Origin of the sequence: Campylobacter sp. MIT 12-5580, from assembly GCF_005406235.1 — a bacterium.
GTDB lineage: Bacteria > Campylobacterota > Campylobacteria > Campylobacterales > Campylobacteraceae > Campylobacter_D.
Map to the genome: position 1 here is coordinate 32542 of NZ_NXLK01000008.1, position 26018 is coordinate 58559.

A 26018-nucleotide genomic window follows, 5' to 3' on the forward strand; every position below is an offset into this window, starting at 1 on the left:
AATTTTAATTTTATATTAAAAATAAATTTAATATAAAATCCTATAATCAGTTTTACAAATTTTTGCATATTTTTATCAAAAAGGAATGAAAATGATGGTTACAAATCCTAGCCAAAGACGTCTTACTCTTGCCTTTTTTATAGGAATTTTAGCAGGTGTTTTTGGTGGTATTGTTAAGTGGGGTTGGGAAGTGCCTTTTCCTCCAAGAGATCCAAGTGTGCCTTGGCCTGTCGATGCTCTTGAGCGAACAACTCCACCAAAAATTTTCTTAGAGCAACTTGGCTTGCCAAGTGATTGGACATATATGTTTTCAGGTGTTGAGCTACCTTTAAGCATTTTTATCGTGCATATTGGCTTTTCGGTAGTTTTTGGTGTGGCATATTGTATGCTTGCTGAGGTATATCCTCGCATTAAGATGTGGCAGGGTGCTGTTTTTGGCTTTTTTGTATATCTTTTTGCTCATGTTATCGTTATGCCTTTGGTTGCTGAAGTGCCACCACTCAGTCAAATTCCTCTTGATGAGCATTTATCAGAGCTTTTTGGGCATATAGTGTGGCTTTGGGGTATAGAAATAGCACGTCGCGATATAAGAAATCGTATCACAAAAACGGCTGATGCAAGCTAAAATACTTTTTAAAAAAGTCCTTGTTTTTGCAAGGGCTTTTAGCTATTTTCAAGAACTATTATCGATAAAATTTTGAATTTCTTCCTTTTTTGTCATTTTAAGCATGGAAATTTGTTTTATAATTTTTAAAAAATTGTTTAAACTTAAGATAAAAGCTAGAATAAATATTGCAAAAAAGAATATATCTATCATTTGAAAGTCATTCATAAAGCAAAATACCAAAAAAACAGCACTTGCTACAAAGCATAAGATCAAAAAAAGCAAAGATCTCAAATTTGCTTCTTTGAAATTGTCCGTGTTTTGAGTGAAATTTTTAAATAAGATGATTTTATTCCTTCTTTTTGCAAGTATAAGTTCATCATTTTGCTTAAAAAGTTCATCTAAAACGCCTATATATTCAAGCTCATCGCGTTCATCTTTGAGTTTATAAAGGCAATATTTGCTCGTCTTTTTTTTCTGCAATTCTTTAATATGAAAAAAAATCAGCTCATTTTGTGCCACAAAAAAAGGCTCAAAGCTCATAAATGCCATAAGTATCATCTCCTAAAAAGCCCTTGTATAAAGGCTTAAGTTCTAAATTTAAACTCACATTTGCTTGTGCGGTAAATTTTGAGTTTGAAAAGATCAAAAACATATCCATATCCTTAGCAAAGTTTTTTAAAAACTCTGCCCCACCTTCAAACATCATAAATTTGGCTTCTTTTGGAAGTTGAGTGAAAATTTGGCGGTTTGGCACCTTAAGGGCTGGGATTTTCTCATCAAAGCTAGCAAGTTCTTGATGACTTAAGATGCACAAATTTGGAGCCTTAGCTTCCTTGCCAGCTAATCTTGCATCTAAAATTGGGCGATCCTTTCTTAAAGTCTCTCCGCCAACTACAAGTAAATCAAGCTTTGAGCGGATTTTATGAGCATAGCTTCTGCTTAATTCATTGCTGACAAACTTACCAAAAGGCGAGCCATTAAGGCTTAAAGCGAGTTTAAAAAGCTTAAAAGGCTCATTTTTTTGCCATTTTAAAAAGGGTTTAAGTAGATCAAGCCCTTCTTTTTCACAAAGCCCAAGCTCAACTTCAATGCCATGTTGCCTTAAAAACTCAGCCCCACCACTTGCTAGCTTGTGCGTATCTTTTACACTGATAAAAACTTTTTTAAACTTAAGCTCGCTAAAAAGTCTAGCACAAGCTGGGGTTTTGCCCTTATGAGTGCAAGGCTCAAGAGTAACAAAAGCACTAGAGCCTTTAAGCAAAAAATGATGATTTTTAAGTATAAACTCATGAGCAGCATTGGCTTCATCAGGGATTTGTAAGGCTGGATCAAGCTCTTTTAAGGCTGTTTTTATGGCGTTTAACTCAGCATGAGCTTGTCCTGCTTGTTCATGAGCTTTTATGCTTAAAAGCTTGCCATTTTTATCTAAAATCACACAACCTACAGCTGGATTAGGATAGGTTAAAAATTGAAAGTTCCAAGCCTCATTTAAGGCTAATTTCATATAAAATTCTTTTGTCATCTTTGCTTCTTTAAATTTTTGTGAAAGTATAGCAAAAGATGAAAAATGCTTTGTAGTTTAAATTCTTTATAATTTTTGTTTAAAAAATTATAATCTTCACCACACCACAAAAGTTTTAGCTTTTTTTATATCTTTAAAATTCAAGGTAAAATGAGACTTTTCATCGTCTAAATCTTGAAAGCTTAAATTGTCGCCCTCCACGCTTAAAAGCTTGCCTTTAAGCTTTTCTTTTTCATTTGTAGTGATTTTCACTAGTTCGCCCACGCTTAAAACAAAATGCTCTAATTTGCTGAGCTTTCTTTCAAGTCCCGGGCTTGAAACTTCAAAGAAGTATGCCTCTTTACTTGGCTCATTTGCATCAAGTAAGGGCGAGAGTATTTCGCTTACTTTTTGGCAGTCTTCTAAGCTCACACCGCCTTTTTTGACGATATATACCCTATAAAACAGCTTTGAGTTTTCACGCACAAGCTCGCTATCATAAAAACTTACATTAGCTTCAGCACAAAGGGCTTTTAAATCATTTTCGTTCATCTTTTTCCTTTTTTATCTTTTCAAAAAGGGCGTCTATGTGGTTTTGATATTCAAGTCTTTCATCGAATTTAAAGTGAAAATTTGGGCAGCGATACCAGCCTTGCTCGCTCATGCAGTAATTTTGCAAGGCTTTAGCAGCTTTTTTTAGAGCAAGTAAAATTTTTTCTTGCTCTAAGGCGTTAAAAAAAGCTTTATCTACATACACAAAGGCATCATATCTACCTTTTTTGCACTCTACATCAGTAATGCTTAAATTCCTTAAAAGCTCATCATCAAGACTTGCTAAAGCCTCTGGGATAAGTTCTTTTAGCACACTTTGGGTGCGAAGTTTTCTTAGCTCTTGCTCGTTCATTTTTGCTCCTTAAGTAGCCTACAAGCTCACCATTTCCTTGACTTCTTTATAACTTTCTATATAATCACCCTCTCTCATGTCATTGCATCCTTCTATGCCAACGCCACATTCAAAGCCTTTTGCGACTTCTTTAACATCATCTTTAAAACGTTTAAGCGAGCTTACATTGCCCTCATATACAACCACGCCTTCGCGGATAAGGCGGATTTTTGCCCCTCTGTTAATCACGCCTTCTGTTACCATGCAACCTGCGATTTGTCCTATTTTTGGCACATTTATCACTTGGCGAATTTGGGCTTGTCCGAGTTGCTCTTCGCTGATGATTGGACTCATTAGTCCGCTTAAAAGGGCTTTTACATCATCGATGAGGTTGTAAATAACATTATAGGTTTTAATCTCTACGCCCTTATCCTTAGCCCTTTCTTTAATCTCTCCTGTTGGACGCACATTAAAGCCAAGCACGACAGAGTTTTCACTAGCACTGGCTAGTTCTATATCGCTTTGAGTGATACCGCCTATACCAGCATGAATGATATTAACTTTAATCTCTTCATTGCTAAGCTTTTCAAGGCTTGCTTTTAAGGCTTCAAGTGAGCCTTGCACATCAGCTTTTAAGATCACTGGTAAGACTTTAAGATTGCCTTCTTTGATCTTTGCTCCTAGTTCATCAAGGCTTACTTTTGTGGATTTACTAAGTTCTTTTTGGCGGTTGTATTCTTGACGTTTTTGAGCGTATTCTCTAGCTTCTTTATCACTATGCACAGCAATTAAAATTTCTCCAGCTTCAGCTACTTCACTTAAGCCTATGATGACTCCGCATTCTCCAGGCTTTATCTCTTTTAAAGCCTTGCCCTGATCATCAAAAAGCCCTCGCACCTTGCCATAGGCTACGCCTGCAACTATGGTGCTTCCTATCTTAAGCGTTCCATTTTGCACGATGACAGTAGCGACTGCTCCTCTGCCCTTTTGTAAAGAACTTTCTACTATGCTTGCCTTAGCTAGAGCCTTAGCATTAGCCTTTAGCTCTAAAATATCAGCTTGTAAAAGCACGATTTCAAGCAAATCTTCAACCCCAGTGCCTTTTTTAGCTGAAACTTCCACAAATTCATAGCTTCCGCCCCATTCAGTTGGTGTTATATCCATTTCAGCAAGCTGAGTTTTTACCCTATCAATATTTGCACCTTCTTTATCGACTTTATTAATGGCTATGATAAGGGGCACATTAGCTGCTTTTGCGTGATTAATAGCTTCTTTGGTTTGTGGTTTTACCCCATCATCAGCAGCAACAACGATGATAACGATGTCAGTAATGCTTGCCCCTCTTGCTCTCATAGCTGTAAAGGCTTCATGTCCTGGGGTATCGATAAAAGTTATTTTGCGTCCGTTTTTTTCTACCATATAAGCACCTACATGCTGAGTAATGCCTCCAGCTTCAGCACTTGCAATGCGAGATTTTCTTATATAATCAAGCAAGGAAGTTTTACCATGATCAACATGCCCCATTATAGTAATTACCGGAGCTCTTACACTAAGTTCGCCCTCATCTTGCACGCTTTCGTATTCTTTAACATAATCAAACTCATCAGCCTCATCAATGATCTTGATCTCAACTCCAAATTCCTCAGCTAAAATTTCAATCGCTGCTTCATCTAAAAAGTCGTTTTTAGTCGTCATTAAACCTAGCATGAAAAGCTTTGAGATAATCTCGCTTGTATTTTTGCCAAGCTTATCAGCAAATTCATATACACGAATTTCTTTTGGAATTTCAAGGCTAGTAACTTGCGCACTTTCTTTCTTTTCTATACGTTTTGGTGGTTTTTTACGTCCTCTTCTTTGTATGCTCGTTTCAGTGAATTGGTTAAAACTTTGCTTTAAAATTCCGGGTTGTTTTTTGTTTGTAGGTGCTGGGGCTGGTTTTTGTGCTATATTGCTAAAATCTGGCAAAACTACGACATCTTCATCATCAAGGCTTATATCGCTAAAATCATTCCCTCCAAGCAAGTCCATTTTTTGCATAGCATCTTTGCGAGCTGAGGTGTTTGGTTTTTTGTCTTTTTTCTTTGGTTTTTTTATGCTTTCTTCTTGAGTGCTTGAAAACATATCTTTAAGATCAATTCTTGTGCTTGTTTTTGGTTTTTCTTCGCTTGCTTGAGTTTCTCTTGCTTTTAGATTTTCATCTTTTTTCTTTTTGACGATGACAAGTCCTCTTCTTTGGGTGAGAGAAGCTTGTTGCGGTGCGGCAGGTTCTTCTTTTTTGAGTTCTTGTATCATTTCTTTTTGAGCAAGGTTTTCTTGAGAGATTGGCTCGATTTTAGCTTCATTTTTTTCTAAATTTATGCTTTTTTCATTTGTTTTTTTTGCTTTTGTGGCTGGTTTTTTTGTTTCTTTTTTGACTTCTTCTTTATTTGTTTGGCTAGTTTTTGTCTCCTCTTTCTTTTTTTCACTTTTTGTGTTATTTGATTTTGGCATTTTTGCCTTAAAGCTTTCTGGAATTTGCTTAGTTTGTATGTATTCATAAATCACTGCTGCGAGTTCTTCATCTACTGCTGATGAAACGGTTTTTACATTCAGTCCAAGTTCAAGGGCTTTTTCTAAAACTTCTTTGCTGTTGTAGCCCATTTCTTTAGCAATCTCGTGAATTCTAATCTTTGCCATTATTTTGTATCTCCTTTAAATCCTGCAGAGTTATTTTGATATCCTGTGCCTTAAAACAAGGTTTTTGCAAGCTTTTTTTATCCTCTTTATGTAAGCATATCTCACAAAGATAAAAGCTGCGTCCAAAATGTAGATTAAGAACAATTTTTTTATCTTTGAGCCAAAAACGATAAAGCTCGTTTTGGGAAAATCTTTGCTTGCAAATAACGCACATTCTAATCGCTGTATGTTTTTTCTTCAAAATTATATCTTTTTTTCTTAGATTTTTAGCAAAATTCAAAGCCATTATTGTCAAATTCTAAAATTAAAGCTTTAAAATTTGAAAATTTTTCTTGCATTTTACGCATAGCTTGCATAATATCATCTTTAAAATATAAAGAAAAAAAGCTTGATCCTGAGCCTGAAAGCACGCTCATTAAGGCATTGTTCTCAAGGGCAAGTTTTTGCACGCTAAAAAGTTCGGGCAAGGCTTTCATACGTCTTAATTGATGAAGTTTGTCCTTACTTGCAAGATGTAAAAGCTCATATTTTTTTTCTAAAAAGCACGCCGTTAAAAAAGAAGCATGGGCAAGATTATATACAGCAGTTTTAAAACTGACATTTTTAGCTAAAGTATTTCTGCTTTCTTTAGTGCTAAATTCGCTTTTTGGCACAACAACAAGGGCTTTAAGATTATCATCAATCTTTTTTTTGATACTTAAAACTTGTTTATTTTCAACTATAGAGCAAACAAAGCCTCCAAGCGTGCAAGGGGCTATATTATCGGGGTGATTTTCATAGTTTAAAGCCTCATTTAGAATTTCTTCTTTGCTGATCTTTATTTTTGCAAGCTTATACGCACAAGCTAGGGCTGAAACTATAACAGCTGATGAGCTTCCTAAGCCTCTTGAGAGGGGGATTTTGTTTGTAAAATGAAAGCTAAAAGGAGGATTTTTTTCTTTGCTAAGTTCAAAAAACTTTTGATAAAAAATTTGCACAAAGGCGTTATTGCTAGTATATAAGTTTTTATTCTTTTCTCCCTCGCCTTTGATCTTAATAATAAGTTCTTTGCTGGGTAAAATTTCAACCTCATTAAAAAGCTTTAAACTTAGTCCCAAGCAGTCAAAGCCTGGTCCTAAATTCGCACTAGTAGCTGGAACGATGATCTTCAAATTTACTCCTAAATCGCTTCTAAAAAATAAAAAGGCAAATTATCCTCTTTTAAATGCAAGTCTTGCAAGCTTTTAGGCAAGAAAAACTCGCCTGCTTCTGTGTCTTCTAAGAAAATTTCGCCCTTTTTATACACAAAACATAGCTTTTTATTTGCCCTTATAGGCTTAAAGTCATTTAGCTCAAAAGCACTAAGTGCAAGAAGGGGTATATCTTTGACTATACTTAGAGTTTTAAGGGTTAAAAAGCTGATTTTAATCCCCATATAAGAACCTGGTCCATTAGCATAAATGAGCCTTGAAAACTCAAATTCTTTAAGCAAAGCTTGAAGTAAAACAGGCAGAGCCTCACTTGCTCTTTCATCACTTTGCACGCTTTTAATCAAAATATCATCTTCATAAATGCCCAGCATTAAAGGCTTTGCAAGGGCATTTAAAAGCAAAGAATACTTTTTTATGCAAAGACCTTTTCATAAATTTGAGCTTTTTGTGTCTCAAGACTGACAATCTCATACGCACTACTATCTTTAAGCACTTCTTTGGTCAGTAAGTGATTTAAATGATGGCTTCCTGCATAAGAGATATAATCCCCATACACCCTATATCCAAGCAAGCTTAAATCCCCAATGGCATCTAAAATTTTATGACGCACAAACTCATCTTTAAAACGCAAGCCCTCAGGATTTAAGACGCGATTTTCATCAACAACTATGGTATTTTCAAGACTGCCACCTAGAGCTAAATTCATTGCACGCAAGGTTTCAACATCTTTTAAAAAGCCAAAGGTTCTAGCTCTAGCTATTTCTTCTATATAATTTTTCTTGCTAAACTCAAAGCTGTAATGCTGCTCGCCAATAAGGGCATTATCAAATTTGATAGTATAGCTAATCCTAGGCTCATCAGTTGGAGTAAGGCGGACGAATTTATCCCCATCTCGCACTTCTATGGGCTTTTTAATCACCATGATTTTTTTAGGCGCATCAAGCTCTTTAAGCCCAGCCTCATCAAGCATCATGCAAAAGCTTATAGAGCTTCCGTCCATTACTGGAGCTTCATTTGCATTTAAAACTATGCGTATATTGTCTATAGCATAAGCATTAATGGCACTCATTAAGTGCTCTATAGTTGAAACATAACCTTTTTCATCGCCTATAACTGTAGCTAGCTTGGTATTAATCACTGAACTTGGTAAAGCCTTATAAGTGGCATTTAAATCACTTCTAAAAAAAACTATACCTGAATTTGCCTCCATAGGCTCAAGAGTGATTTCTATAGGCTCGCCCTTATGAAGTCCTATGCCTACGCCTTTGACGCTTTTTGCAATGCTTAATTGTTTCATCTTGTCTCACTTTGTATGATTTTTTTGCCCTCATCAAGGACTTTGCTGATATTGTTTTTGATCCAATTGCTATCCTGCCATTCTTCAGGACGCACCTCAACACCTTGTATCAAGATACCAAAATGCAAATGATCGCCCAAAGCTAAGCCACTTACACCAGTATCCGCGATGATGTCTCCAGCTTTAACCTCATCGCCTACGCTTACTTCACTTACTGTGCAGTGTCCATATAGGCTGTAAAGCCCAAAGCCATGATCAATAACTATATTTATACCATAAATTCCATTTTCTTCAGCAAATACAACTCGCCCATCATTTGAGCTAAAAATTGGAGCTTTTGCCACGCTTGCTAGATCAAGTCCCATGTGATAGCTATCGCTTACAAATTCGCCCTCATAAGAATAAAAGCGATGATCGGCAAAATCAGCTACTTTCATCGCGTTTTTAAGCGGTAGAAAAAGCCTGATAGGAAAGCTTTTAAGTGTTTGATTGCTTACTTGAGCTGTAAGAGCGTGAATGCGTTTTTCATTGCCAAGTCTTAAGTCTTCATTGACAAATTTAAAGCTTTCAAGTTTGTTAAAATTGCTTCCTTGTGGAGCGTATTGCTCGGCTAGGGTTTGAATTTTGCCTTCTAAAAAGCGATCATTTAAGGCTATGTTTGAGTTTCTGTATTGTCGGTTTTTAAGATAAAATCGTATGCGCTCTTTGGTAGTGTTTCCGGCTTTATCCTTAGCGACAACATATGCACGAAAATCCTCATCTTTAGAGTCCCAAGCGATTAAACTTGCATAATAATCTTGTTTGAGATAAGGACTTACCGCAAATACTTTTCCTTTGTCAGTTTGGATAAATACTTGATCTAAATTCTCATCTTTTACTTTAAAAACAACGCTTGCAGCTCCTCCTTGTTCGATTTGATATGAGTTTGAAAGTATTGAAACAAGGGGTTTTTTATCATCAAGGATGATAAGAATTTCTTTAAAGGCGGTATTTCCACCAAAGAAATTCCAAAAGCTCTTATCTTTGGCTTCAACCTGCATGATATAGGAGTTTATCTTTTCTTTATAAGAGTTTTTAGGCAAGAAAATTTCAAGCGTTGATTCAAATTTATTGTTTAATCTTTCATCTTTGATTACCACACCGCTATCGTTGCTATCTTTTTTGAGTGTGATTTTAATGCTCGCAAGCCCTGATTGCTCATCAGCAATACGCATAATGATAGGCTCAGCAAGATTGAGATACACCTTGTCTTCAGCATAAATTACAGGAGGATTTTTTTCAAAAATTTCAAATTGCTTTGCAAAAAACAAAGCAAGAGCGATCACAACAAGGACGAGTAAAAAGATGATTTTATTCGTTTTCTTTCTGCGTGCCATGATCGTTTTCCTTAAAAATTTCTTGATATTTTAATGTGTTTAAGTAAATTAGAAGTAAATTTATCCTTGCATTTGCTTACTTCTGTTTTTTTAAATTTATAAAATATCTCTTAAAGCATTTGCTTTTTTCATCCACTTTTTTAAAGCCTTTTCATCATCATCTTGGATCATTTTCTTGCATAATTCAAGTTCATTTTGAAAAAGCTCTATGCTTGCGAGCAAATTTTCTTTATTTTGCTCAAAGATACTGCCCCACATTGCTGGGCTTGATTTGGCGATTCTGCTCATTCCTTTAAAAGAAGGACCGCCTAGATGCACGATATTTTTTTTGTTTTCTTCTTTCATCACAAAATTTGCTAAGGCAAAGCTTATGGCGTGTGGAAGATGAGAGATGATAGCGGTGTGATGATCGTGAGCTGAGGCATTCATAAAGATGATTTGCATACCAAGATATGAAAAAAGCTCAACCGCTCTTTGTCTGTGTTTTACCTCAGCTGCCTCGCTCTCACACAGCACACATACAGCGTTTTTATAAAGTTCTTTAAAAGCTGCTTTAGCACCGCTATTTTCAGTGCCTGCCATAGGGTGAGCGGCGATAAAATGGCTTTTTAGTTCTTTTGGTAAGCTTTTAATGATCTCTTTTTTTGTGCTTCCAAGTTCTATAATAGTTGTATTTGAGCTTGTATCTTTAAGCTCTTTAAGCACTTTTACTATAGCATCAACAGGGATAGCTAAAATGATAATATCACAAGTTTTGATCTCCTTAAAACTTGCAAGTTCATCAACAAGCCCTAAATTTAAAGCTTCTTTAGCATTTTTTTCGTCCGTATCATATCCAAGCACCTTACTAATGAGCTTGTTTTCTCTTAAACACAGCCCCAAACTTCCACCCATAAGCCCCAAACCAATGATACCTATTTTCATATTATCCTTTCAAAAACTTTTCATTATATTTTTTTGGTTATTATACACGCTTAAAACTCAAATTGAGGTAAAAAATCAGTATGAAAAAAATAATTGGCTTTTGTTTTTTAGTAAATTTTGCTTTGGCTGTGCAAGTCAATGAGATCAAATTTAGCGGACTGACTCAACTTTCAGCTCAAAGCGCTCTTGATATAAGCGGGCTTAAAGCCCCTCAAAATATAAGTGAAAAAGAGATTAATAAAGCGATTTTAAATTTATACAAGCAAAATTATTTTAGTGATATAAAAGCTGAGCTAAATAATGGCGTGCTTGAGTTTAAGCTCAAACAAAAGCAAAGTATTGCAAGGATTGATATTACCGGTGTTGCTTCAAATGATCGCAAGCAAATTGATAGCATACTTAATATCAAACGAGGATATTTGTATGATGAGGGTTCTGTAAAAGAAGCTGCTGAGCGCATACGTATGTTTTATGAAGCAAAGGGGTATTTTGATACTGTGGTAGAAACAAGCACCGAGCCTTTGAGTAATGCAAGCGGTTTGCAGCTCAATTTCATCATCAATAGAGGCGAAAATATCACTATAGAAAATGTGCTTTTAAGTGGGAGTAAAAAGCTTGATTATGGTGATGTAGAACCAAGTATAGCTAATAAAGAACGCGAATTTATGGGCTGGATGTGGGGTAGGAATGATGGGGCTTTGAAAATCTTTGAACTTGGCAATGATAGCGCAAGGATTAGTGATGAATATATGAAAAGAGGCTATCTTGATGCTAAAGTTTCTTCAGCATTTTTACGCACAGATACAAATAATTACAAAGCTGATTTGTCGTATTTTATCGAGGAAGGAATTTCTTATAAAATCGCTGCAATTCGTATAGAAAACCCCGTTTTTAGCGAAGAAGAAAATACCGAGCAAGTTGATGATCTTAAATCTCAAGTCGGCAAAACAGCAAATATAGAAAAAATTCGCCAAGATATAACACTCATACAAACAGCCACAGCTGACTTAGGATATGCTTTTGCTCAGGTGTATCCAGATATACAAAAAAACGAACTTGATGCTGAGGTAAGTATAGTTTTTAAGGTTATTCCAAATGAAAAGGTGTATATTAGAAATGTCATTATTTCAGGCAACTCACGCACGGCCGATAAAGTCGTGCGTAGAGAGCTTTATCTTACAGAAGGGAATTTATATCACAAAAGTGATTTGATAGAGTCAAATAATGCACTTCGCAGGACTTCGTATTTTGATGATGTGAATATCAAAGAACAAAGGGTTGATGCGACTCAACTTGATTTGATTGTTGAAGTTACTGAAGCTTCTACAGGATCGATTTCAGGAGGCATTGGCTATGGCTCGACTGATGGGCTTTTGCTTAATGCTTCACTTTCTGATACAAATATCTTTGGCACAGGGCTTAAAAGTGTCATAAGCGTGGATAAAAGTGACGATTATCTTTCTGGTCGTATAGGACTTACAAATCCCCGCTTATTTGATACTTATTATAGTTTGGGCGGAAGCGTGTATGCAAATGAGTATGATTGGGATACTTATAGTGAAAAAAGTCGTGGTTTTGATATCACGCTTGGAAGGCAGTTTTTTAGGTATTTTAATGCAAGTTTAACTTATAATTATGAAGCCGATAATATCTATTATCTTAGTCCTACGCTTTTGCTTTCTGGCTATGAGCTTGGGCGAAGTGTGAAAAGCTCAGTTACACCGGCGATTTCATTTAACAATACAGATGATTATTATCTACCTAGAAGAGGGATTATCGCTTCAACAGCCCTTGAAGTTGCTGGGGTTGGAGGAACACAAAATTTTGTGGCTTCAAGCACGAGATTTAACTTTTATCAAGGTTTGCAAGATTATATAGGGCTTGATTTGATTTATCGTTACAAGGGAGCGTTTTATAAAATTTGGGACACAGGTAAATTACCAATCAATCAAAGAATTTATCTTGGAGGTATTAGCTCCATAAGAGGCTTTGAAAGCAGAACCGTAAGCCCAAAAAACCGCTATGGCTACGAAGAGGGCGGAACGATAGCTTATACAAACTCATTTGAGCTAAGTTTTCCTATCATCGATAGGATCAAGCTTAGAGGAGCTTTGTTTTTTGATTATGGTGCGGTGGGTAGATCTGTGCTTGATATTGATAAAAGCATACACCGCTACTCTACAGGTATGGCTATAGAGTGGATCACGCCTATAGGTCCTTTGCAACTTGTCTTTGCAAGGGCGTTAAATGACAAACCTGGCGATGATACAAATAATTTTGAATTTACTCTTGGAACGAGATTTTAAGAAAAAAATTGCCATTCTTAGCAAAGTCAAATATTTTATTTGCTATAATGGCGAAGTTTTATTACAAGGCTTAAAGAATGAATTTTTTAGAACTTTTTTCAGGTATAAGACGCAAACAAGCTTCGCCAAGTGAAGCACCAAATCACTGGGTAAAATGCGATAATTGCCATGCTTTAATGTATTACAAAGAGATACAAAGCTCAAATAATGTCTGCCCAAAATGTAATTTTCATATGAGAATTTCTCCGCTTCAAAGGATAGAGCTTTTAAGTGATGAGGGTTCTTTTATAGAGTATGACGCAGCTTTGCACGCTATTGATCCACTTAAATTTGTAGATAGCAAGTCTTATAAAAAGCGTTTGAGTGAAAGTGAAGAAAAAACAGGGCGAAAAAGTGCGGCAATCAGCGGCGAATGTTTGATGAATGGCGTAAAAACTCAACTTGTTGTATTTGACTTTGCTTTTATGGGCGGCTCTTTAGGTTCGGTTGAGGGCGAAAAGGTTGTAAGAGCGGTGCAAAGGGCTATAACAAATAAAACTCCTCTTGTCATCGTTTGTGCTTCAGGTGGAGCAAGAATGCAAGAAAGCACTTTTGCTTTAATGCAAATGAGTAAAACCTCAGCAGCCTTAAAACTTTTAGCTGATGAGAAGTTGCCTTGTATTTGTGTGCTTACTGATCCTACTATGGGTGGGGTTTCAGCTTCTTTTGCTTTTTTAGGCGATATTATTATCGCTGAGCCGGGTGCTTTAGTAGGCTTTGCAGGAGCAAGAGTGATTAAGCAGACTATAGGGGCTGATTTGCCAGAAGGCTTTCAAAGGGCTGAGTTTTTACTTGAACACGGACTTATTGATGCTATCGTGCAAAGAAGTGAGCTTAAGCAGTGTATTAGCGATTTTTTAAAGCTCTTAAGTAGGAGTTAGGCTTTGCAAATTCATATCGTTTGCGTGCAAAAAAAACAAGGTGAATTTCAAAACCTTGAACATAAATACACCAAGCTTATTAGTCATTATGCGCGTTTAAGTGAATACAATGTATTTAACAACAAAATCGCCAATGCTCAAAAACTTAGCGCAAGTGAAGCGAAAAAAAGCTATGAAGAGCCAATGTTAGCACATAAAAAAGGCTATAGTATCATTCTTGATGAGCGGGGCAAAAGCTTTGATAGTTTAGAATTTTCAAGGCTTTTGGTAGATAAAAGTGAGTTAAGCTTTTTTATCGGTGGGGCGTATGGCTTTGAAAAAAGCTTTCTTTCAAATTTTGATCTAAGTTTATCTTTAAGCAAACTCACCCTTGCTCATCATCTTGTTAAAATCGTTCTTTTAGAGCAGATTTACCGCGCTTTTTGTCTGCACTATCAACACCCATATCACAAATAAAGGCTTCAAATGGATAAATCAAAACTCAAAAGTTTTCAAAAAATTTTAGAAGAGAGAAAAAAACTTATCTTAAATCAGCTTGATAGCAATACTCAAGAAATCGAGGATTTGTATAATTCAGAACCAAATGATAATATTGACTTTTCAAGCATTAACACAAGCTCACAGATTGAACAAACTATAAATTCAAATCTCAAACAAGAGCTTGACGAGATTGAAAATTCGCTTTCTAAGATCAAGCAAGGTATTTATGGAATTTGTGAATCTTGCGAAGAAGATATTAGTATCGAACGCCTTAAGATCAAGCCTCATGCAAAATATTGCATTAATTGTCGTCAAAGTATAGAAAAAGGAGAAAAACTATGAGGATCAAGCTTTTTATATTCTCAGGATTGCTTTATTTAGTCTTGTTAGGAGCCTTTGTTTATCATGTGAGTAATGCTGAATTTACCCTTATGTTTGGAGGGTATGAATTTACCTTGCCGGTGGTGGTTTGGGTTGTTTTGCCGGTAGTGTTTTTGTTTGTTTGTGCGATTTTACATATGAGTTTTTATACCTTTTTGCGGTATTTAAAAACAAAAGATTTTTATAGTGATGCTCGCAAATTTCAACATTTTGCTCTTGATTTACTCTTAGAAAAAAATCCTAAGCCACATTTTAAAATCAAAGAATTTCAAAATGCAGCCGAGCTAGTAAAAAGTTTAAAAACATTTGAAAAAATTCCAAATAATGATAAATTAAATGAAGTGCTTGATATCTTAAGTGAGCTTAAAGAGCAAAAAAGCGTCAATTTAAAGAAATTTAAACTTGATCAAGAAAATCCACTTGTGCAACTTAATGAAAAAAACACCATTTTAAACGATATAAATTACGCATTTTTAAGACTCAAAAATAAAAAAGAATTTCAAAACGAACTCGATCTTATCGCTTTTGAAGAGCTTTTAAAACTTGGCACTTTCAAGCAAATTCAAAGTTTGAGTTTGCATAAAAACGCTCAACAAATCACCGAGCTTTTCAAACGTTTTGAACAAGGCAACTTGCAAATGAATAATCAAGAATTTGAAAGCTTGCTTAATGAAGCGGTATTAAGTGAAAAGCAATACCTTGATATCGCTAAATTAAGCACTAAAAAACTTGATCCAGATTCTTTAATAGCGATCTTTAAAAAACTTAAAGAGCAAAATAGCGATGCGCTTAAAGCGTATTTGTTTATCTTGGCTGAATTTGGGCTTTTTGATGAGTTAAGACTTGAGCTAAAAATGAGTTCTAAAGAGTATGAAGAGTTCAATATCATACTTTTAGCAAGAGAACATCACAAAAAAGTTGATTTTAACACGCTCGTGCAATAAATAATGATAGACTTTACTCAAAAGCCTTTAATCCTTGCTCCTATGGCAGGTTTTTCTGATCTGCCTTTTAGGGAAGTGGTAAAAAAATTTAACGCTGATTTAACCATAAGTGAGATGATAAGCTCAAATGCTTTGGTGTATGAGAGCAAAAAAACCCTTAAAATGCTTGAAAAATCAAGCCTTGAAAATCCATACATAGTTCAAATCGCAGGTGCTGATAAAGAAGTGATTAAAAAAGCAGTTTTGCTTTTAAATGACTTTGAATTTATCGATGGTATAGACTTTAACTGCGGTTGCCCGGTCAATAAAGTCATCAAACAAAACGCAGGTGCTAGCTTGCTTTTAAATTTAGAGCTTTTAAAAAGCCTTGTTAGCACGATAAAAACGCATTCTAAGAAAAAAAGCCTAAGTGTGAAATTTAGACTTGGCTTTGAGGAAAAAATCCCAGATCAAATCGCACAAGCTTGCGAGCAAGCCGGAGCTGATTTTATCAGCATACACGCACGAACAAGAAAGCAACTTTACAGCGGAAAGGCCGATTATGAAGGTATTTTAAAAGCTAAAAAAGCTGTAAAAATCCCAGTAGTAGCAAACGGAGATATAAGCTTTGAAAATGCTAAAGAAGTCTTAGCTTTCACACAAAGCGATGCTTTGATGATAGGGCGGGCTAGCATAGGTAAGCCTTGGATTTTTTATGAGATTAAAAACGGTGAAAAAGTCAGTGAAAGCTTAAAAAAAGAAATCATTTCTTTTCATTTTGAAGCTATGCTTAAACACTACGGCGAGCAAGGCGTGAAGCTTTTTAGAAAGCATTTGCACGAATATTCCAAAGGCTACAAGGACGCTTCAGCTTTTAGAGACAAGATCAATCGCTGCGAGAATGCAAAGGCTATGCAGCAAGAACTTGAGGCATTTTTTTAAGTGTTTTTTGCTTTTATACTTCTTAATCTTTTGTAATTTTTATTTTAATGTAATCATTTTTCTTGTAGATTTTTAACTTTTTTGCTTTTTGTAAGTTTTTGCTACATTGAGTTTAGTTTTTATTTTTTGAAATTTTAAAAGTTGGAACGAAACTTGCTTTTCTTAGAGAAAATATTTTATTTTAAGGAGACAAAAATGTCAAAGCCGATTCAATTAGAAGCTTTAGAGACTTTCAAAGAGGAATTAAGTGCAAAAAAACCTGAGCTTGTATTGCAAGTTTTAAGCTTGCTTGAGAATTTAAAAGCAAAGGCACAAGATGAAAAAATGGTAAGAATTTCAGCAGAACTTTCTGCAATCTTAAATGATGAAAAAAACTATGAAAAGATCAAAAGTGCTCGCGATTTAAACGAGCTTTTAGAGTTTATCGAGGAGATGAATGAAGCAAATATTATGCTTAAAATTTATCCAAGTGAAAGCTTGCGCTCATCATTTCCACATTTAGCTCAAGAGTCATTTTTATAAAAAAAATTACGAGGAAATATTATGTTAGCGGCAAAAAGTGATATCATCGATCTTGCATTCAAGCAAGTAAAAACAAGTGCGAGCGAGCCAGCAAGCTCATCAAGTTCAGTAAGTAGTGATGAGGGGCAAAGCTTTTTAGCAAATTTAGTCCAAGCTATCGATGAGACGAATCAATTTTTGCCAGAACGCTTACAAATCAGCGAACAAGAAGTATTACAAGATGCAAGAGCTATGCTTGAAAAAAGCGATCTTTTAGGAGGCTTTGGCAGTTTTGATGAGAGTAAGAACGAGTCTATATTTGAGTCCTTAAGCTTCATGGAGGTTTTGGGAGTTTTAGAAAAACTTCAAATTCAAAGCACAGATATCAAGCTTGGCAATCTTTCAAGCCAAACTCAACAGCTTTTAAGCACACAAAGCAATCTTGAAGCTTTAAAAGGTGCAAAAAATTTAGGCGAACTCTTAGAGCTTGCTAAAGGCTTAAATTTAAATGTTTCAAACATCAAGGTTGATCGCTTGCTTGAACTTAAAGAAGCTTTTCCAAATTTAAACAAGGCTGAGTTTTTTAACAAGTCTATTGAAAATGTATTCAAGCAATATCTCAACACCAAAATAGCTGCCGCACTTGAGGGCTTAGAAAGTAAGCAAAATACACAAAAATCAAATTCAAAAGATGCTACAAATTTACTTTCAAAAGCATTAAAAAGCTTGGATTTAGAAAACAAAAACAAAAAAACTTTAGTGAGTGAAAATACTGATGAACTGACTCACACCAAAGCTACAAAAATCGACACAAGCTCGCCAAGTAAAGAGCCTAAAGATAAAATCATCGATCATTTAGATAGCAAAATAGAAAATACAAAAGAAAATATAAGCGAAAAAACAGCTAAAAACAGCACTTTAAACACACAAAAAGATGAATTTAAAAGCACTTTGCAAGTGTTAAGCTCAAAAGAAGCTATCAACGATAAGCTTAATAACACAGCCAAAAACAGCTCAAACGCTTCTTTGCAAACACCTAGCACTGAAAAGGGCATAAAAGAAAATACCTTTATCTTACAAGATGAGCCAAACACAAAGGCTTCTTCTAAGAGCTTTAATCAAACTCAAGAGATAAAAGAAACTAAAAGCCAAACTCAAGATCTTACAAAAGAAGTGAGTAAAGAAGGACAAAATACTCAAATTTTAAACTCTAAATTGGTAAAAGAAAAAGAAAAAATACAAACACAAATTCAAAACGAAGATGAAAAAGCAACTCAAAACCAAGCTTTAAAAACTCAAAATGCTGAGCCAAAAAATGCAGAAAAAATCATAACAAAAAATGATTTTGATGTAAAAGATGAGCTTGAAACAATACATAATCAAAATACAAAAGAACTTACAAAAGAAAAAAGCACACCAAAAAGTGAGATAAAAGCAAACTCAAACGAGCAAGTAAAACTTGCAAGTGAGATAAAAACTATGAGTGAGAGCGTAAGAGTAGAAAATAAAGATTTTAAAAGTACAGATGTAAAACCTGCTTTTGAAAATATCTTAAACAAGATCAATACCAAAGAAAACTTAGACTCAAACGCGCAAAATAACGCAAATAGCGAGCAAAACCAAAATGCTTCAAAAGAACAACAAAACTTGAATTTTGGCAAAGAAAGTACGCAAAAAAGTAGTGAGGAAAGCACCTTAAATATCAATAAAAGCGATAATAGCGAGTTAAATTCTTTGATTAAGGATTTAGCTCAAGTATCAAGAAATGAGCTTAAATCAGCAGTAAATGCTAAAGAGACTTTGCAACATTTTGCAAATGATTTAAAAGAGCAAATGGCAAATTACAAAGCTCCAATTACCAAGCTTAATATCACCTTAAATCCATCAAATTTAGGTGAAGTTGAGGTTACTTTGATCCAAAGAGGAAGTAATTTACATATCAATTTTAATACCAATACCAATGCGATGAACTTATTTATCCAAAACCAAGCTGAGTTTAAAAATTCACTTGTAAATATGGGATTTACAGGGCTTGAAATGAACTTTAGCGATCAAAGCAAAAAAGAGCAAAATCAAGGACAAAACAAAAACAAAAATGCTTTTAATTATGAAAGCGAGTTTGAAAATACAAGTGAAAACAATACCCTAGAGCTTGTTTTAGCAAGATATTTTTAACTTGGAACAAAAATTGCTTTAAATAAAGATAAAATCACAAGGAGAGTAAGATGGCTTTAGCAACAACAACCAATTCAGTTACCACGCCGACAACGACAGCGACAACAAACACAAGCTCAACAAATAATTCAAGTGCAAGTTCAGCAGCCTCAAATGCGATGCTGGATAAAGACGCATTTTTGAAACTTTTGTTGATAGAAATGCAACACCAAGATCCAACCGATCCTATGGATAGTGATAAAATGCTTACGCAAACTTCACAACTTGCTGCTCTTGAAATGCAACAAAATACAAATACCACTATGGAAAAAATGGTTGAGACTATGACTCAGCTTTCAGATGTTATGCTTTCAAGTGGAAATTTATCCGTGCTTAATGCCATAGGAAGAACAGCTGTGATTACAGAAAGCACCTTTAAACTCACAAGCGCGACTGAAAAAATTTCAGCCAAAATGTATCTTCCTAAAGAGACAAAAGACGGGGCGACTTTTCAAGTGCTTAATGCAAGCGGTGATGTGGTGCGAAGCATTAAAGTGGCAAAAGATGATCTTAAAGTCGGCACAAACACTATTGATTGGGATGGCAGAGATGATAAGGGCAATTATGTCGGAGCTGGCAATTACTCGATGAAGGTAAGCTATACTGATGTTGATGGAGGCACTTCTACTAGTGCGTATGGAGCATATCCTATAGAAAGTATCCGATTCAAAGACGGCGTGCCTGAGGCTCAAATCGCTGGGCAGTATGTGAAATTTGATAAAATAGCTGAGATTAGCTAAAAATTAAAAAGACAAAGGGGGAGTTATGTTTAGCGGATTTTATAATGGAGTAAATGGTATCAAAACTCAAAATTTTGGGATAGATATAAGTGCAAATAATATAGCAAATATCAATACTCCGGGCTTTAAATACTCCTCTGCTGAATTTGAAGATATTTTTTATCAAAGAGCAAGCTCTCAATCAACCAACCCTGCCCAATCAGGCTTTGGCGGCACAGGTTCGGCAAGTAAGGTTGTTTTTGAACAAGGCTCGTTTATGACAAGTGATGGTGAGTTTGATGTGGCTTTAAACGGCAAGGGTTTTTTTGGCGTTTTAGGGGCAAATAATCAAGCTTATTATACGAGAAATGGTTCTTTTTCAAGGGACGGAAATGGAAATTTAGTCGATAGCTTTGGAAACTATGTTTTAGGCACGATGAATCCAAATTTTTCCCAAATGAGCTTTAGCGACAGAGTTTCTTCTCTTATGGGAACAAATTTAGGCTCAGGCGCAGTTACTTCAGGCTGGACTATAAACAATGTAAATCAAGATTTTAGCATAGGTGCAACAACAACACAAAGCATACTTTCAGTGCCTAAGAATTTATATCTTCCTCCAGAAGTTACCACAAGTGTGAGTTTTAAAGGGAGTTTAAATGCTGAAACTAAAACTCAAAGCGTAAAAGTAGAATTAAATACAAATAACATAAATATCGCTACAAATGATGAGGGTAAGATCGTTGCAAGTGGCTCTGTTAATAGAGCTGATATTTTCAGCGCTAAGGCTGGCGAAAGAGTGATTTTAAATTTCAAAGACGCAAATGGCGTAACATCAAGCATAGAAGCGATTTTAGATGAAAATTTAAACTATCAAACCAATGCTGTGGATTTAGCTGGGCTTGACCGGGATAGCTTGTATATAGACTCTGCAGTTTTAGCTACTGAGCAAGAAAGCGCAGATAATAAGACTTTAGAAGCTGATGTGTATAATAGCGATGGATCAAGAAGCACCTTGCGTTACACGCTTTCTCGTGTATTGCCTCAAGTTGGCGAAAATATCGAATACAGCATAAGTGCTGGGGTGTATAATAGTGAAGGCGAATTAGTCGGCGGTTTGAGTAATGGAAATTTGGTATTTAATCAAAACGGAGCCTTGATCGCTAACTCACTTACTAGTGTGCCAAATCCAAATGGTGGCACGATTAGTGTCAATCTTGGCACACCTTTAAATGCAAATGTAGGCTCTGGCTATGATGGAGTCTATATCAACAAAAATTCTAACTCAAATGATGAACTTGTTGTAAGATCGAATGGCTTTGCTGAGGGCTTTTTCTCGCAATATGATATCAGCAAAGATGGCTCTTTAGTCGCGCAATTTACCAATGGACGCACCGCTGTTGTAGGCAAGCTTGCTTTGTATAATTTCATCAACGAACAAGGCTTAGCTTCAGCTGGTAGCAATAATTTTATGCAAACTTCAAATAGTGGAGCGCCGACTTTTATTTATGATCAAAATGGCGATTTTAACTACACAGCAAGCTTTGTTGGGGGCAAGCTAGAGCAATCAAATGCGGATTTAAGCATGGAGCTAACCAATCTCATCGTTATGCAAAAAGCTTTTGATGCAAGCTCAAAAAGTATCACAACAAGTGATGAGATGATACAAAGAGCCATCAATATGAAAAATTAAATTTAAAACACTATGAATAAGTTTCGAGTTAAAGAGTTAAAAGTTTTTAATCAAGCAAAATATTTGTTTTGCTTTGTTTTTATAAAAATTTGCAAGCATATATCAAAAAGTTTGAGCTCAAGTTAAATTCTCAAGCTCAAATTTGTGTTTTAAGTCTTGTAAAAGGCTATTTGATCAAAGTGCTAATGGCTTTAAAGTGTTCGTTTTTTGCATCACTCATCAAGCCAAATAAAAAGCTTTCAGTATTGATGATTTTTGCTCCGCAAGTTTGCATAAAACGCAAAGCATTTTTGTGATTTTCTTTGCTTCTTGAGCTTAGAGCATCTTCGATAAGCCATACTTCAAAGCCCATTTTCAAAGCCATAATCACACTTTGCAAAACACAAATATGTGTTTCTATGCCAAAAAAGACTAAGCTTTTACAATTTGTGCTTTTTATGCATTTTGCGATCGCTTCATCATTCATTACACTAAAAGAAATTTTTTCAAAAAGCCTTACTTGAGGGCTTTCATCATTATGATCTAAGGCGTTAAAATCAGCTATAGTTTTAAATTTCAAAGCCTCATCAGTCTTACCCAAACCCTTTGGATACTGCTCGCTTATGAGCGTTTTTATGCCAAGTTTTCTTGCCCCAGTAAGTAAAATTTGAGCGTTTTTCAGCACTTTTTCTTTGTAAAACATTGCTGGGATAAGTCTTTCTTGTATGTCAAGCCCTAAAAGTAGGCTTTCATCTTTTTGTAGTAAGGTTTGCATATTTTCTCCTTTTAGATTTCGCCTTTTTGAATGAGCTTTTGCCCTTTGTAAATCCCATAAAGCTTAGAGCTACCATCTTTCATCATAACAATCACTGGATATTCTTCATCTTCAAAGCCTTGCTCCATACCAGCACTTCCTTGAGGCATACCCGGCACAGCCAAGCCTATCACATTTTTTGGTTTTTCTTTTAAAAGCCACGATACGGCTGATTCTGGCATATGCCCTTCTATAGCATAGCCTGCGATGATACCTGTATGACAACTTTGAAATTCTGGTTTGATATTCATTTTGTATTTTATTTGCATAAAATCATCACTTTTATGCACCTTGAGTGTATAGCCCTTTTCTTGCATATATTTTGCCCACAAATCACAACACCCACAAGTTTTGCTTTCATAAAGTTCGATAAGCTTGTCATTTGCCAAAAGTGGCAGGGTTAAAAGACACGCTAAAACAATCTTTTTCATTGCTGCTCCTTTTCAATTTGAAATTAAAGTATTGTAACACGCTTTGCTAACATTATGTTTGCAAAATGAATAAAAAACGATTTTTTATTCATTCTTATGCTAAAAAGTAAAGCAATATACGCCTTTTAAGCAAAATTTTGTTATAATTTGCATTTTTAAATGATAAAAGGCGTTTTGATGAGTGCGGATTTAAAATTTGATTATAAGGCTTTGGCAAAGGAGTTTGGCACTCCTTTTTATATCTATGATTTTGATATGATTAAAGAACGTTTTTTGCGTTTAAAAACAGCCTTTAAAGCAAGAAAATCTCAAATTTTTTATGCCATGAAAGCTAACTCAAATTTAAGCCTTTTGTCTTTGCTTAAAGAGCTTGATAGTGGATTTGACTGCGTAAGTATAGGCGAGGTAAAAAGGGCTTTACAAGTTGGCACTAAGCCTTATAAGATCATTTTTAGTGGAGTGGGAAAAAGCGAGCTTGAGCTAAAACAGGCTCTTGAATATGATATTTTGTATATCAATCTTGAAAGCGAAGCTGAAATGTATGTGCTTGAAAATGTGGCAAAAAAGCTAGGTATTAAAGCTCGTATCAGCATAAGAGTAAATCCAAATGTCGATGCAAAAACCCACCCTTACATCTCTACAGGGCTAAATGTTAATAAATTCGGCGTTGCCTTTGATCTTGCAAGAAAAATGTATCTTTACGCTCATAAAAGTGAATTTTTAGAGCCAGTTGGTATTCATTTTCACATAGGCTCGCAACTTCTTGATATAAGCCCAATACACGAGGCAAGCGCCCTTGTAGCCAAACTTGTGCGTGAGTTAAAAGCCTTAAATATAGAGCTTAAATTTTTTGATATAGGCGGTGGTTTAGGTGTTTCTTATGAAGGCGAAAGCGAGCCAGACTTATATGCTTATGCTCAAGGCGTGCTTAGTTCTTTAAGTGGGCTTGATCTTACCATAGCACTTGAGCCGGGACGCTTTTTGGTTGCACGAGCTGGTGAGCTAGTAAGTAGCGTGCTGTATGAAAAGATCACACCTTCAAAACGCTTTATTATAACAGATGCGGCTATGAACGATCTTTTACGCCCAAGCCTTTATAATGCCTATCATGAGATAGTTTTACCTTATAATGAAGGCGAAAAAAGTCTTTGTGATGTGGTGGGTGGAATTTGTGAAAGTGGGGATTTTTTTGCTAAAGATAGGCTTTTAGAGCAAAGCAAAAATGGAGATATACTCGTGATTAAAAATGCTGGGGCGTATGGTTTTTCTATGAGTAGCAATTATAATACCCGCCCAAAAGTATGCGAGCTTGCCAAATTCAAAGATGAAAATGACAAAACACAAATCAAACTTATCCGCAAAAGACAAAGCTTTGAAACTTTAGTGCAAGATGAGCTTGAGTGTTTGAAAGAAGGATAAATATGTTTTTCATCGATGTGCAAGGCACGCTTTTAAGTGATACAGATAAAAGCTTGATTACTGGGGCTAAGGAATTAATCAGCTTTTTAAATGAAAAAAACTTAGCCTATGTTATCGTGACAAATAATACCAAAAAGCTTGATTTTTTAGAGCATTTAAGAGCAAAGGGACTTGATATAAAGGATAATGCTTATATTGATCCTTTTGTCGTGCTTTTAAGCTTACTTAAGCCTTGCAAAATCGCTGCTTTTGGCTCAGCCGAGTTTAAACAAAGCCTTGAAAAGCTTGGTTTTAGCTTGGATTATAAAGAAGCAAAGGCTGTGCTTGTGGCGAGTTTTGATGGCTTTTTGATGGATGATTTTGCTGCTATGATAGAGCTTGCAAAATCTGGAGTAAGGGTGATTGCTTTGCATGAAACAAGTATTTATAAGAAAAATGAGAGGCTTTATCCGGGTGTTGGAGCCATTATGAAAATGCTTGAATATGCGAGCAATGCAAGCTATGAGGTGGTTGGAAAGCCAAGTTTTGCCTTTTATAAAAGGGCTTTAGAGCTTTTAAAAAGTCAAGATAAAAGGGCAAATTTTGAAAATACGCTTATCATTAGTGATGATTTTAGGGGCGATTTGGTGCAAGCTAAGGCACAAGGTATGCAAACAGCTTTGGTTTTAAGTGGTAAAATTTCAAGCACAAAAAACCTTGATGAAAGCAAGCTTGACTTTGTCTATCCTAGTGTGGCTGAGTTTTTGCAAAATTTAAAGGAAAAATGATGAATTTAGAGGATTTGAGGGCAAAGATTGATGAGGTTGATAATGAGATTTTAAAGCTACTTGGCAAGCGAATGTCTTATGTAAAAAGTGTTGGTGAACTTAAATATAAAAACAAAGGACAAATTTATCGTCCAGAGCGAGAACTTGCTATTATCAAGCGTTTAAAAAGCTTAAATCAGCAAAATTTGCTTGATGAAAAGGCAATCGAAGCTATTTATCAAGAAATTTTTGCCGTTTCAAGAAATCTTGAAAAGCCTCAAATTGTAGCTTATCTTGGACCAGAAGGCTCTTACACACATCAAGCTGCTCAGGCTCGTTTTGGGGCTGTGAGTGCTTATAGGGCTTTAGCTACGATTGAAGATGTGTTTAAAGAACTTGCTAATAAAGAAGCAAATTACGCAGTCGTGCCTATAGAAAACAACACAGAAGGTGCAGTTGGCATTACGATGGATTGTTTGGCTAAATTTAAGGAGATAAAAATCTTTGGCGAGCTTTATATGGATATACACCATTCTTTTGTGAGTTTAAATGATGATTTAAAGCAAATCAAACGCATTTATTCTCACCCACAAGGATATAATCAATGTCATAATTTCATACAAAGTCACAACCTCAATGAGATTGAGTTTATCGCGAGTAAATCCACAGCAAACGCGGCTTTTTTAGCCTCAAAAGATGAGTATTCAGCCGCCATTTGCTCAAAAATCGCAGCCAAACTTTATAAAGTGCCTGTGCTTTTTGAAAAAATAGAAGATAATGCTGCAAATCGCACAAGATTTTTAATCTTAAATGAAAACAAATTCCCACAAATGCCAAATTGCAAAACCTCTATACTAGCACATACAGCTCACAAACCCGGAGCTTTGTTTGATCTTTTAAGCTCATTTAAAAAAGAAAATATCAATATCTACCGCCTAGAATCACGTCCTGTAAAAAGTAAAGACTTTTTACATAGCTTTTACATAGACTTTGAAGGGCATATTGATGATGCAATAGTGCAAAAAGCTATAGGATCGCTTAAAGAGCTTGTTTGGCTTGGATCATATCTTAAAGCTGAGTAAAAATTTAAAAGGAGAAA

27 protein-coding genes are annotated in these 26018 nt (G+C 35.4%); 14 read left to right on the top strand and 13 right to left on the bottom strand.

Features of this window, described 5'->3' with window-relative positions; genetic code table 11:
- Positions 1 to 94: 94 nt before the first annotated feature.
- A complete protein-coding gene (locus CQA38_RS07820) occupies positions 95 to 625 on the top strand; it encodes a YagU family protein (RefSeq protein WP_249355248.1) in 531 nt (176 codons plus the stop codon).
- 48 nt (positions 626 to 673) lie between these two features.
- Here CQA38_RS07820 and CQA38_RS07825 read toward each other — a convergent pair whose 3' ends face one another.
- The 11 genes from CQA38_RS07825 to CQA38_RS07875 all read right to left on the bottom strand — a co-directional run bounded on the left by CQA38_RS07825 (position 674) and on the right by CQA38_RS07875 (position 10454).
- On the bottom strand, positions 674 to 1156 hold the full coding sequence (locus CQA38_RS07825; protein WP_137633448.1) for a hypothetical protein: 483 nt from the start codon (positions 1154 to 1156) through the stop codon (positions 674 to 676).
- Positions 1137 to 2129, bottom strand: a complete 993-nt coding sequence (gene ribD, locus CQA38_RS07830; RefSeq protein ID WP_137633449.1) for a bifunctional diaminohydroxyphosphoribosylaminopyrimidine deaminase/5-amino-6-(5-phosphoribosylamino)uracil reductase RibD — start codon at positions 2127 to 2129, stop codon at positions 1137 to 1139. The genes CQA38_RS07825 and ribD overlap by 20 nt, the downstream gene beginning before the upstream one ends.
- Positions 2130 to 2225: 96 nt before the next feature.
- A complete protein-coding gene (rimP, locus tag CQA38_RS07835) occupies positions 2226 to 2660 on the bottom strand; it encodes a ribosome maturation factor RimP (RefSeq protein WP_137633450.1) in 435 nt (144 codons plus the stop codon).
- Positions 2647 to 3012 (bottom strand): 30S ribosome-binding factor RbfA, encoded by a 366-nt coding sequence (rbfA, locus tag CQA38_RS07840; RefSeq protein ID WP_137633451.1) that lies wholly within the window; start codon positions 3010 to 3012, stop codon positions 2647 to 2649. Before rbfA ends, rimP begins: the two co-directional genes overlap by 14 nt.
- 18 nt (positions 3013 to 3030) lie before the next feature.
- Entirely contained in the window at positions 3031 to 5667 is a 2637-nt protein-coding gene (gene infB, locus CQA38_RS07845) for a translation initiation factor IF-2 (protein ID WP_137633452.1), read from the bottom strand.
- Positions 5654 to 5953: a DUF448 domain-containing protein gene (locus CQA38_RS07850; RefSeq protein ID WP_249355246.1), complete on the bottom strand. Its 300-nt coding sequence runs from the start codon at positions 5951 to 5953 to the stop codon at positions 5654 to 5656. The genes infB and CQA38_RS07850 overlap by 14 nt, the downstream gene beginning before the upstream one ends.
- Entirely contained in the window at positions 5934 to 6818 is an 885-nt protein-coding gene (gene thrB / locus CQA38_RS07855; RefSeq protein ID WP_137633453.1) for a homoserine kinase, read from the bottom strand. The genes CQA38_RS07850 and thrB overlap by 20 nt, the downstream gene beginning before the upstream one ends.
- Before the next feature lie 8 nt (positions 6819 to 6826).
- The gene (locus CQA38_RS07860; protein WP_137633454.1) at positions 6827 to 7228 is read right to left on the bottom strand and encodes a tRNA threonylcarbamoyladenosine biosynthesis protein TsaB; all 402 of its coding nucleotides are present in this window, start codon (positions 7226 to 7228) and stop codon (positions 6827 to 6829) included.
- A 41-nt stretch (positions 7229 to 7269) separates the two neighbouring features.
- Positions 7270 to 8154 carry a UDP-3-O-acyl-N-acetylglucosamine deacetylase gene (gene lpxC, locus CQA38_RS07865; RefSeq protein ID WP_137633455.1) on the bottom strand — a complete coding sequence of 295 codons (885 nt, stop codon included), beginning with the start codon at positions 8152 to 8154 and terminating at the stop codon, positions 7270 to 7272.
- Positions 8151 to 9530, bottom strand: a complete 1380-nt coding sequence (locus CQA38_RS07870; protein WP_137633456.1) for a M23 family metallopeptidase — start codon at positions 9528 to 9530, stop codon at positions 8151 to 8153. The genes lpxC and CQA38_RS07870 overlap by 4 nt, the downstream gene beginning before the upstream one ends.
- A 96-nt stretch (positions 9531 to 9626) precedes the next feature.
- A complete protein-coding gene (locus CQA38_RS07875; protein WP_137633457.1) occupies positions 9627 to 10454 on the bottom strand; it encodes a prephenate dehydrogenase in 828 nt (275 codons plus the stop codon).
- Between the two features lie 80 nt (positions 10455 to 10534).
- Here CQA38_RS07875 and bamA point away from each other — a divergent pair, with 80 nt between their 5' ends.
- From bamA to CQA38_RS07925, 10 genes are all read left to right on the top strand, one after another.
- Positions 10535 to 12760, top strand: a complete 2226-nt coding sequence (gene bamA, locus CQA38_RS07880) for an outer membrane protein assembly factor BamA (protein ID WP_137633458.1) — start codon at positions 10535 to 10537, stop codon at positions 12758 to 12760.
- Positions 12761 to 12837: 77 nt separating this feature from the next.
- The gene (gene accD / locus CQA38_RS07885) at positions 12838 to 13680 is read left to right on the top strand and encodes an acetyl-CoA carboxylase, carboxyltransferase subunit beta (RefSeq protein WP_137633459.1); all 843 of its coding nucleotides are present in this window, start codon (positions 12838 to 12840) and stop codon (positions 13678 to 13680) included.
- A gap of 3 nt (positions 13681 to 13683) precedes the next feature.
- A complete protein-coding gene (locus tag CQA38_RS07890) occupies positions 13684 to 14136 on the top strand; it encodes a 23S rRNA (pseudouridine(1915)-N(3))-methyltransferase RlmH (RefSeq protein ID WP_137633460.1) in 453 nt (150 codons plus the stop codon).
- A 9-nt stretch (positions 14137 to 14145) separates the two neighbouring features.
- Positions 14146 to 14502 (top strand): RNA polymerase-binding protein DksA, encoded by a 357-nt coding sequence (dksA, locus tag CQA38_RS07895; RefSeq protein WP_137633461.1) that lies wholly within the window; start codon positions 14146 to 14148, stop codon positions 14500 to 14502.
- Entirely contained in the window at positions 14499 to 15485 is a 987-nt protein-coding gene (locus tag CQA38_RS07900) for a hypothetical protein (protein WP_137633462.1), read from the top strand. The genes dksA and CQA38_RS07900 overlap by 4 nt, the downstream gene beginning before the upstream one ends.
- 3 nt (positions 15486 to 15488) lie before the next feature.
- Positions 15489 to 16406 carry a tRNA-dihydrouridine synthase gene (locus CQA38_RS07905; protein ID WP_137633463.1) on the top strand — a complete coding sequence of 306 codons (918 nt, stop codon included), beginning with the start codon at positions 15489 to 15491 and terminating at the stop codon, positions 16404 to 16406.
- Positions 16407 to 16601: 195 nt separating this feature from the next.
- Complete coding sequence (locus CQA38_RS07910; protein WP_137633464.1) at positions 16602 to 16928, top strand: hypothetical protein; 327 nt, start codon at positions 16602 to 16604, stop codon at positions 16926 to 16928.
- A 21-nt stretch (positions 16929 to 16949) separates the two neighbouring features.
- Positions 16950 to 19082, top strand: a complete 2133-nt coding sequence (locus tag CQA38_RS07915; protein ID WP_137633465.1) for a flagellar hook-length control protein FliK — start codon at positions 16950 to 16952, stop codon at positions 19080 to 19082.
- 50 nt (positions 19083 to 19132) lie between these two features.
- The gene (locus tag CQA38_RS07920; RefSeq protein WP_137633466.1) at positions 19133 to 19861 is read left to right on the top strand and encodes a flagellar basal body rod modification protein; all 729 of its coding nucleotides are present in this window, start codon (positions 19133 to 19135) and stop codon (positions 19859 to 19861) included.
- 25 nt (positions 19862 to 19886) lie between these two features.
- Positions 19887 to 21530 (top strand): flagellar hook-basal body complex protein, encoded by a 1644-nt coding sequence (locus tag CQA38_RS07925; protein ID WP_137633467.1) that lies wholly within the window; start codon positions 19887 to 19889, stop codon positions 21528 to 21530.
- 166 nt (positions 21531 to 21696) lie between these two features.
- Here the strand turns inward: CQA38_RS07925 and CQA38_RS07930 are convergent, their stop codons facing one another.
- Both CQA38_RS07930 and CQA38_RS07935 read right to left on the bottom strand, forming a co-directional pair.
- Positions 21697 to 22284 (bottom strand): isochorismatase family protein, encoded by a 588-nt coding sequence (locus CQA38_RS07930; RefSeq protein WP_137633468.1) that lies wholly within the window; start codon positions 22282 to 22284, stop codon positions 21697 to 21699.
- 11 nt (positions 22285 to 22295) lie between these two features.
- Complete coding sequence (locus tag CQA38_RS07935; protein ID WP_137633469.1) at positions 22296 to 22754, bottom strand: DUF411 domain-containing protein; 459 nt, start codon at positions 22752 to 22754, stop codon at positions 22296 to 22298.
- 177 nt (positions 22755 to 22931) lie between these two features.
- Here CQA38_RS07935 and lysA point away from each other — a divergent pair, with 177 nt between their 5' ends.
- From lysA to pheA, 3 genes are read left to right on the top strand one after another with little or no spacing between them, the layout of a single operon-like run.
- On the top strand, positions 22932 to 24173 hold the full coding sequence (gene lysA, locus CQA38_RS07940) for a diaminopimelate decarboxylase (protein ID WP_137633482.1): 1242 nt from the start codon (positions 22932 to 22934) through the stop codon (positions 24171 to 24173).
- A 2-nt stretch (positions 24174 to 24175) separates the two neighbouring features.
- Positions 24176 to 24940: an HAD-IIA family hydrolase gene (locus tag CQA38_RS07945; protein ID WP_137633470.1), complete on the top strand. Its 765-nt coding sequence runs from the start codon at positions 24176 to 24178 to the stop codon at positions 24938 to 24940.
- Positions 24937 to 26001 (top strand): prephenate dehydratase, encoded by a 1065-nt coding sequence (gene pheA, locus CQA38_RS07950; RefSeq protein ID WP_137633471.1) that lies wholly within the window; start codon positions 24937 to 24939, stop codon positions 25999 to 26001. The genes CQA38_RS07945 and pheA overlap by 4 nt, the downstream gene beginning before the upstream one ends.
- The last annotated feature ends 17 nt before the right edge of the window (positions 26002 to 26018 follow it).

What these genes read in the sequence shown, in the direction of transcription:
- CQA38_RS07930 (WP_137633468.1), bottom strand. Translation starts at nt 22,284, where the DNA reads ATGCAAACCTTACTACAAAAAGATGAAAGCCTACTTTTAGGGCTTGAC.
- lpxC (WP_137633455.1), bottom strand. Translation starts at nt 8,154, where the DNA reads ATGAAACAATTAAGCATTGCAAAAAGCGTCAAAGGCGTAGGCATAGGA.
- dksA (WP_137633461.1), top strand. Translation starts at nt 14,146, where the DNA reads ATGGATAAATCAAAACTCAAAAGTTTTCAAAAAATTTTAGAAGAGAGA.
- CQA38_RS07945 (WP_137633470.1), top strand. Translation starts at nt 24,176, where the DNA reads ATGTTTTTCATCGATGTGCAAGGCACGCTTTTAAGTGATACAGATAAA.
- accD (WP_137633459.1), top strand. Translation starts at nt 12,838, where the DNA reads ATGAATTTTTTAGAACTTTTTTCAGGTATAAGACGCAAACAAGCTTCG.
- CQA38_RS07935 (WP_137633469.1), bottom strand. Translation starts at nt 22,754, where the DNA reads ATGAAAAAGATTGTTTTAGCGTGTCTTTTAACCCTGCCACTTTTGGCA.
- rbfA (WP_137633451.1), bottom strand. Translation starts at nt 3,012, where the DNA reads ATGAACGAGCAAGAGCTAAGAAAACTTCGCACCCAAAGTGTGCTAAAA.
- pheA (WP_137633471.1), top strand. Translation starts at nt 24,937, where the DNA reads ATGATGAATTTAGAGGATTTGAGGGCAAAGATTGATGAGGTTGATAAT.
- CQA38_RS07910 (WP_137633464.1), top strand. Translation starts at nt 16,602, where the DNA reads ATGTCAAAGCCGATTCAATTAGAAGCTTTAGAGACTTTCAAAGAGGAA.
- CQA38_RS07850 (WP_249355246.1), bottom strand. Translation starts at nt 5,953, where the DNA reads ATGGCTTTGAATTTTGCTAAAAATCTAAGAAAAAAAGATATAATTTTG.
- CQA38_RS07820 (WP_249355248.1), top strand. Translation starts at nt 95, where the DNA reads ATGGTTACAAATCCTAGCCAAAGACGTCTTACTCTTGCCTTTTTTATA.
- CQA38_RS07915 (WP_137633465.1), top strand. Translation starts at nt 16,950, where the DNA reads ATGTTAGCGGCAAAAAGTGATATCATCGATCTTGCATTCAAGCAAGTA.
- CQA38_RS07860 (WP_137633454.1), bottom strand. Translation starts at nt 7,228, where the DNA reads ATGCTGGGCATTTATGAAGATGATATTTTGATTAAAAGCGTGCAAAGT.
- rimP (WP_137633450.1), bottom strand. Translation starts at nt 2,660, where the DNA reads ATGAACGAAAATGATTTAAAAGCCCTTTGTGCTGAAGCTAATGTAAGT.
- CQA38_RS07900 (WP_137633462.1), top strand. Translation starts at nt 14,499, where the DNA reads ATGAGGATCAAGCTTTTTATATTCTCAGGATTGCTTTATTTAGTCTTG.
- CQA38_RS07875 (WP_137633457.1), bottom strand. Translation starts at nt 10,454, where the DNA reads ATGAAAATAGGTATCATTGGTTTGGGGCTTATGGGTGGAAGTTTGGGG.
- lysA (WP_137633482.1), top strand. Translation starts at nt 22,932, where the DNA reads ATGAGTGCGGATTTAAAATTTGATTATAAGGCTTTGGCAAAGGAGTTT.
- CQA38_RS07870 (WP_137633456.1), bottom strand. Translation starts at nt 9,530, where the DNA reads ATGGCACGCAGAAAGAAAACGAATAAAATCATCTTTTTACTCGTCCTT.
- ribD (WP_137633449.1), bottom strand. Translation starts at nt 2,129, where the DNA reads ATGACAAAAGAATTTTATATGAAATTAGCCTTAAATGAGGCTTGGAAC.
- infB (WP_137633452.1), bottom strand. Translation starts at nt 5,667, where the DNA reads ATGGCAAAGATTAGAATTCACGAGATTGCTAAAGAAATGGGCTACAAC.
- CQA38_RS07825 (WP_137633448.1), bottom strand. Translation starts at nt 1,156, where the DNA reads ATGGCATTTATGAGCTTTGAGCCTTTTTTTGTGGCACAAAATGAGCTG.
- CQA38_RS07925 (WP_137633467.1), top strand. Translation starts at nt 19,887, where the DNA reads ATGTTTAGCGGATTTTATAATGGAGTAAATGGTATCAAAACTCAAAAT.
- CQA38_RS07905 (WP_137633463.1), top strand. Translation starts at nt 15,489, where the DNA reads ATGATAGACTTTACTCAAAAGCCTTTAATCCTTGCTCCTATGGCAGGT.
- CQA38_RS07920 (WP_137633466.1), top strand. Translation starts at nt 19,133, where the DNA reads ATGGCTTTAGCAACAACAACCAATTCAGTTACCACGCCGACAACGACA.
- bamA (WP_137633458.1), top strand. Translation starts at nt 10,535, where the DNA reads ATGAAAAAAATAATTGGCTTTTGTTTTTTAGTAAATTTTGCTTTGGCT.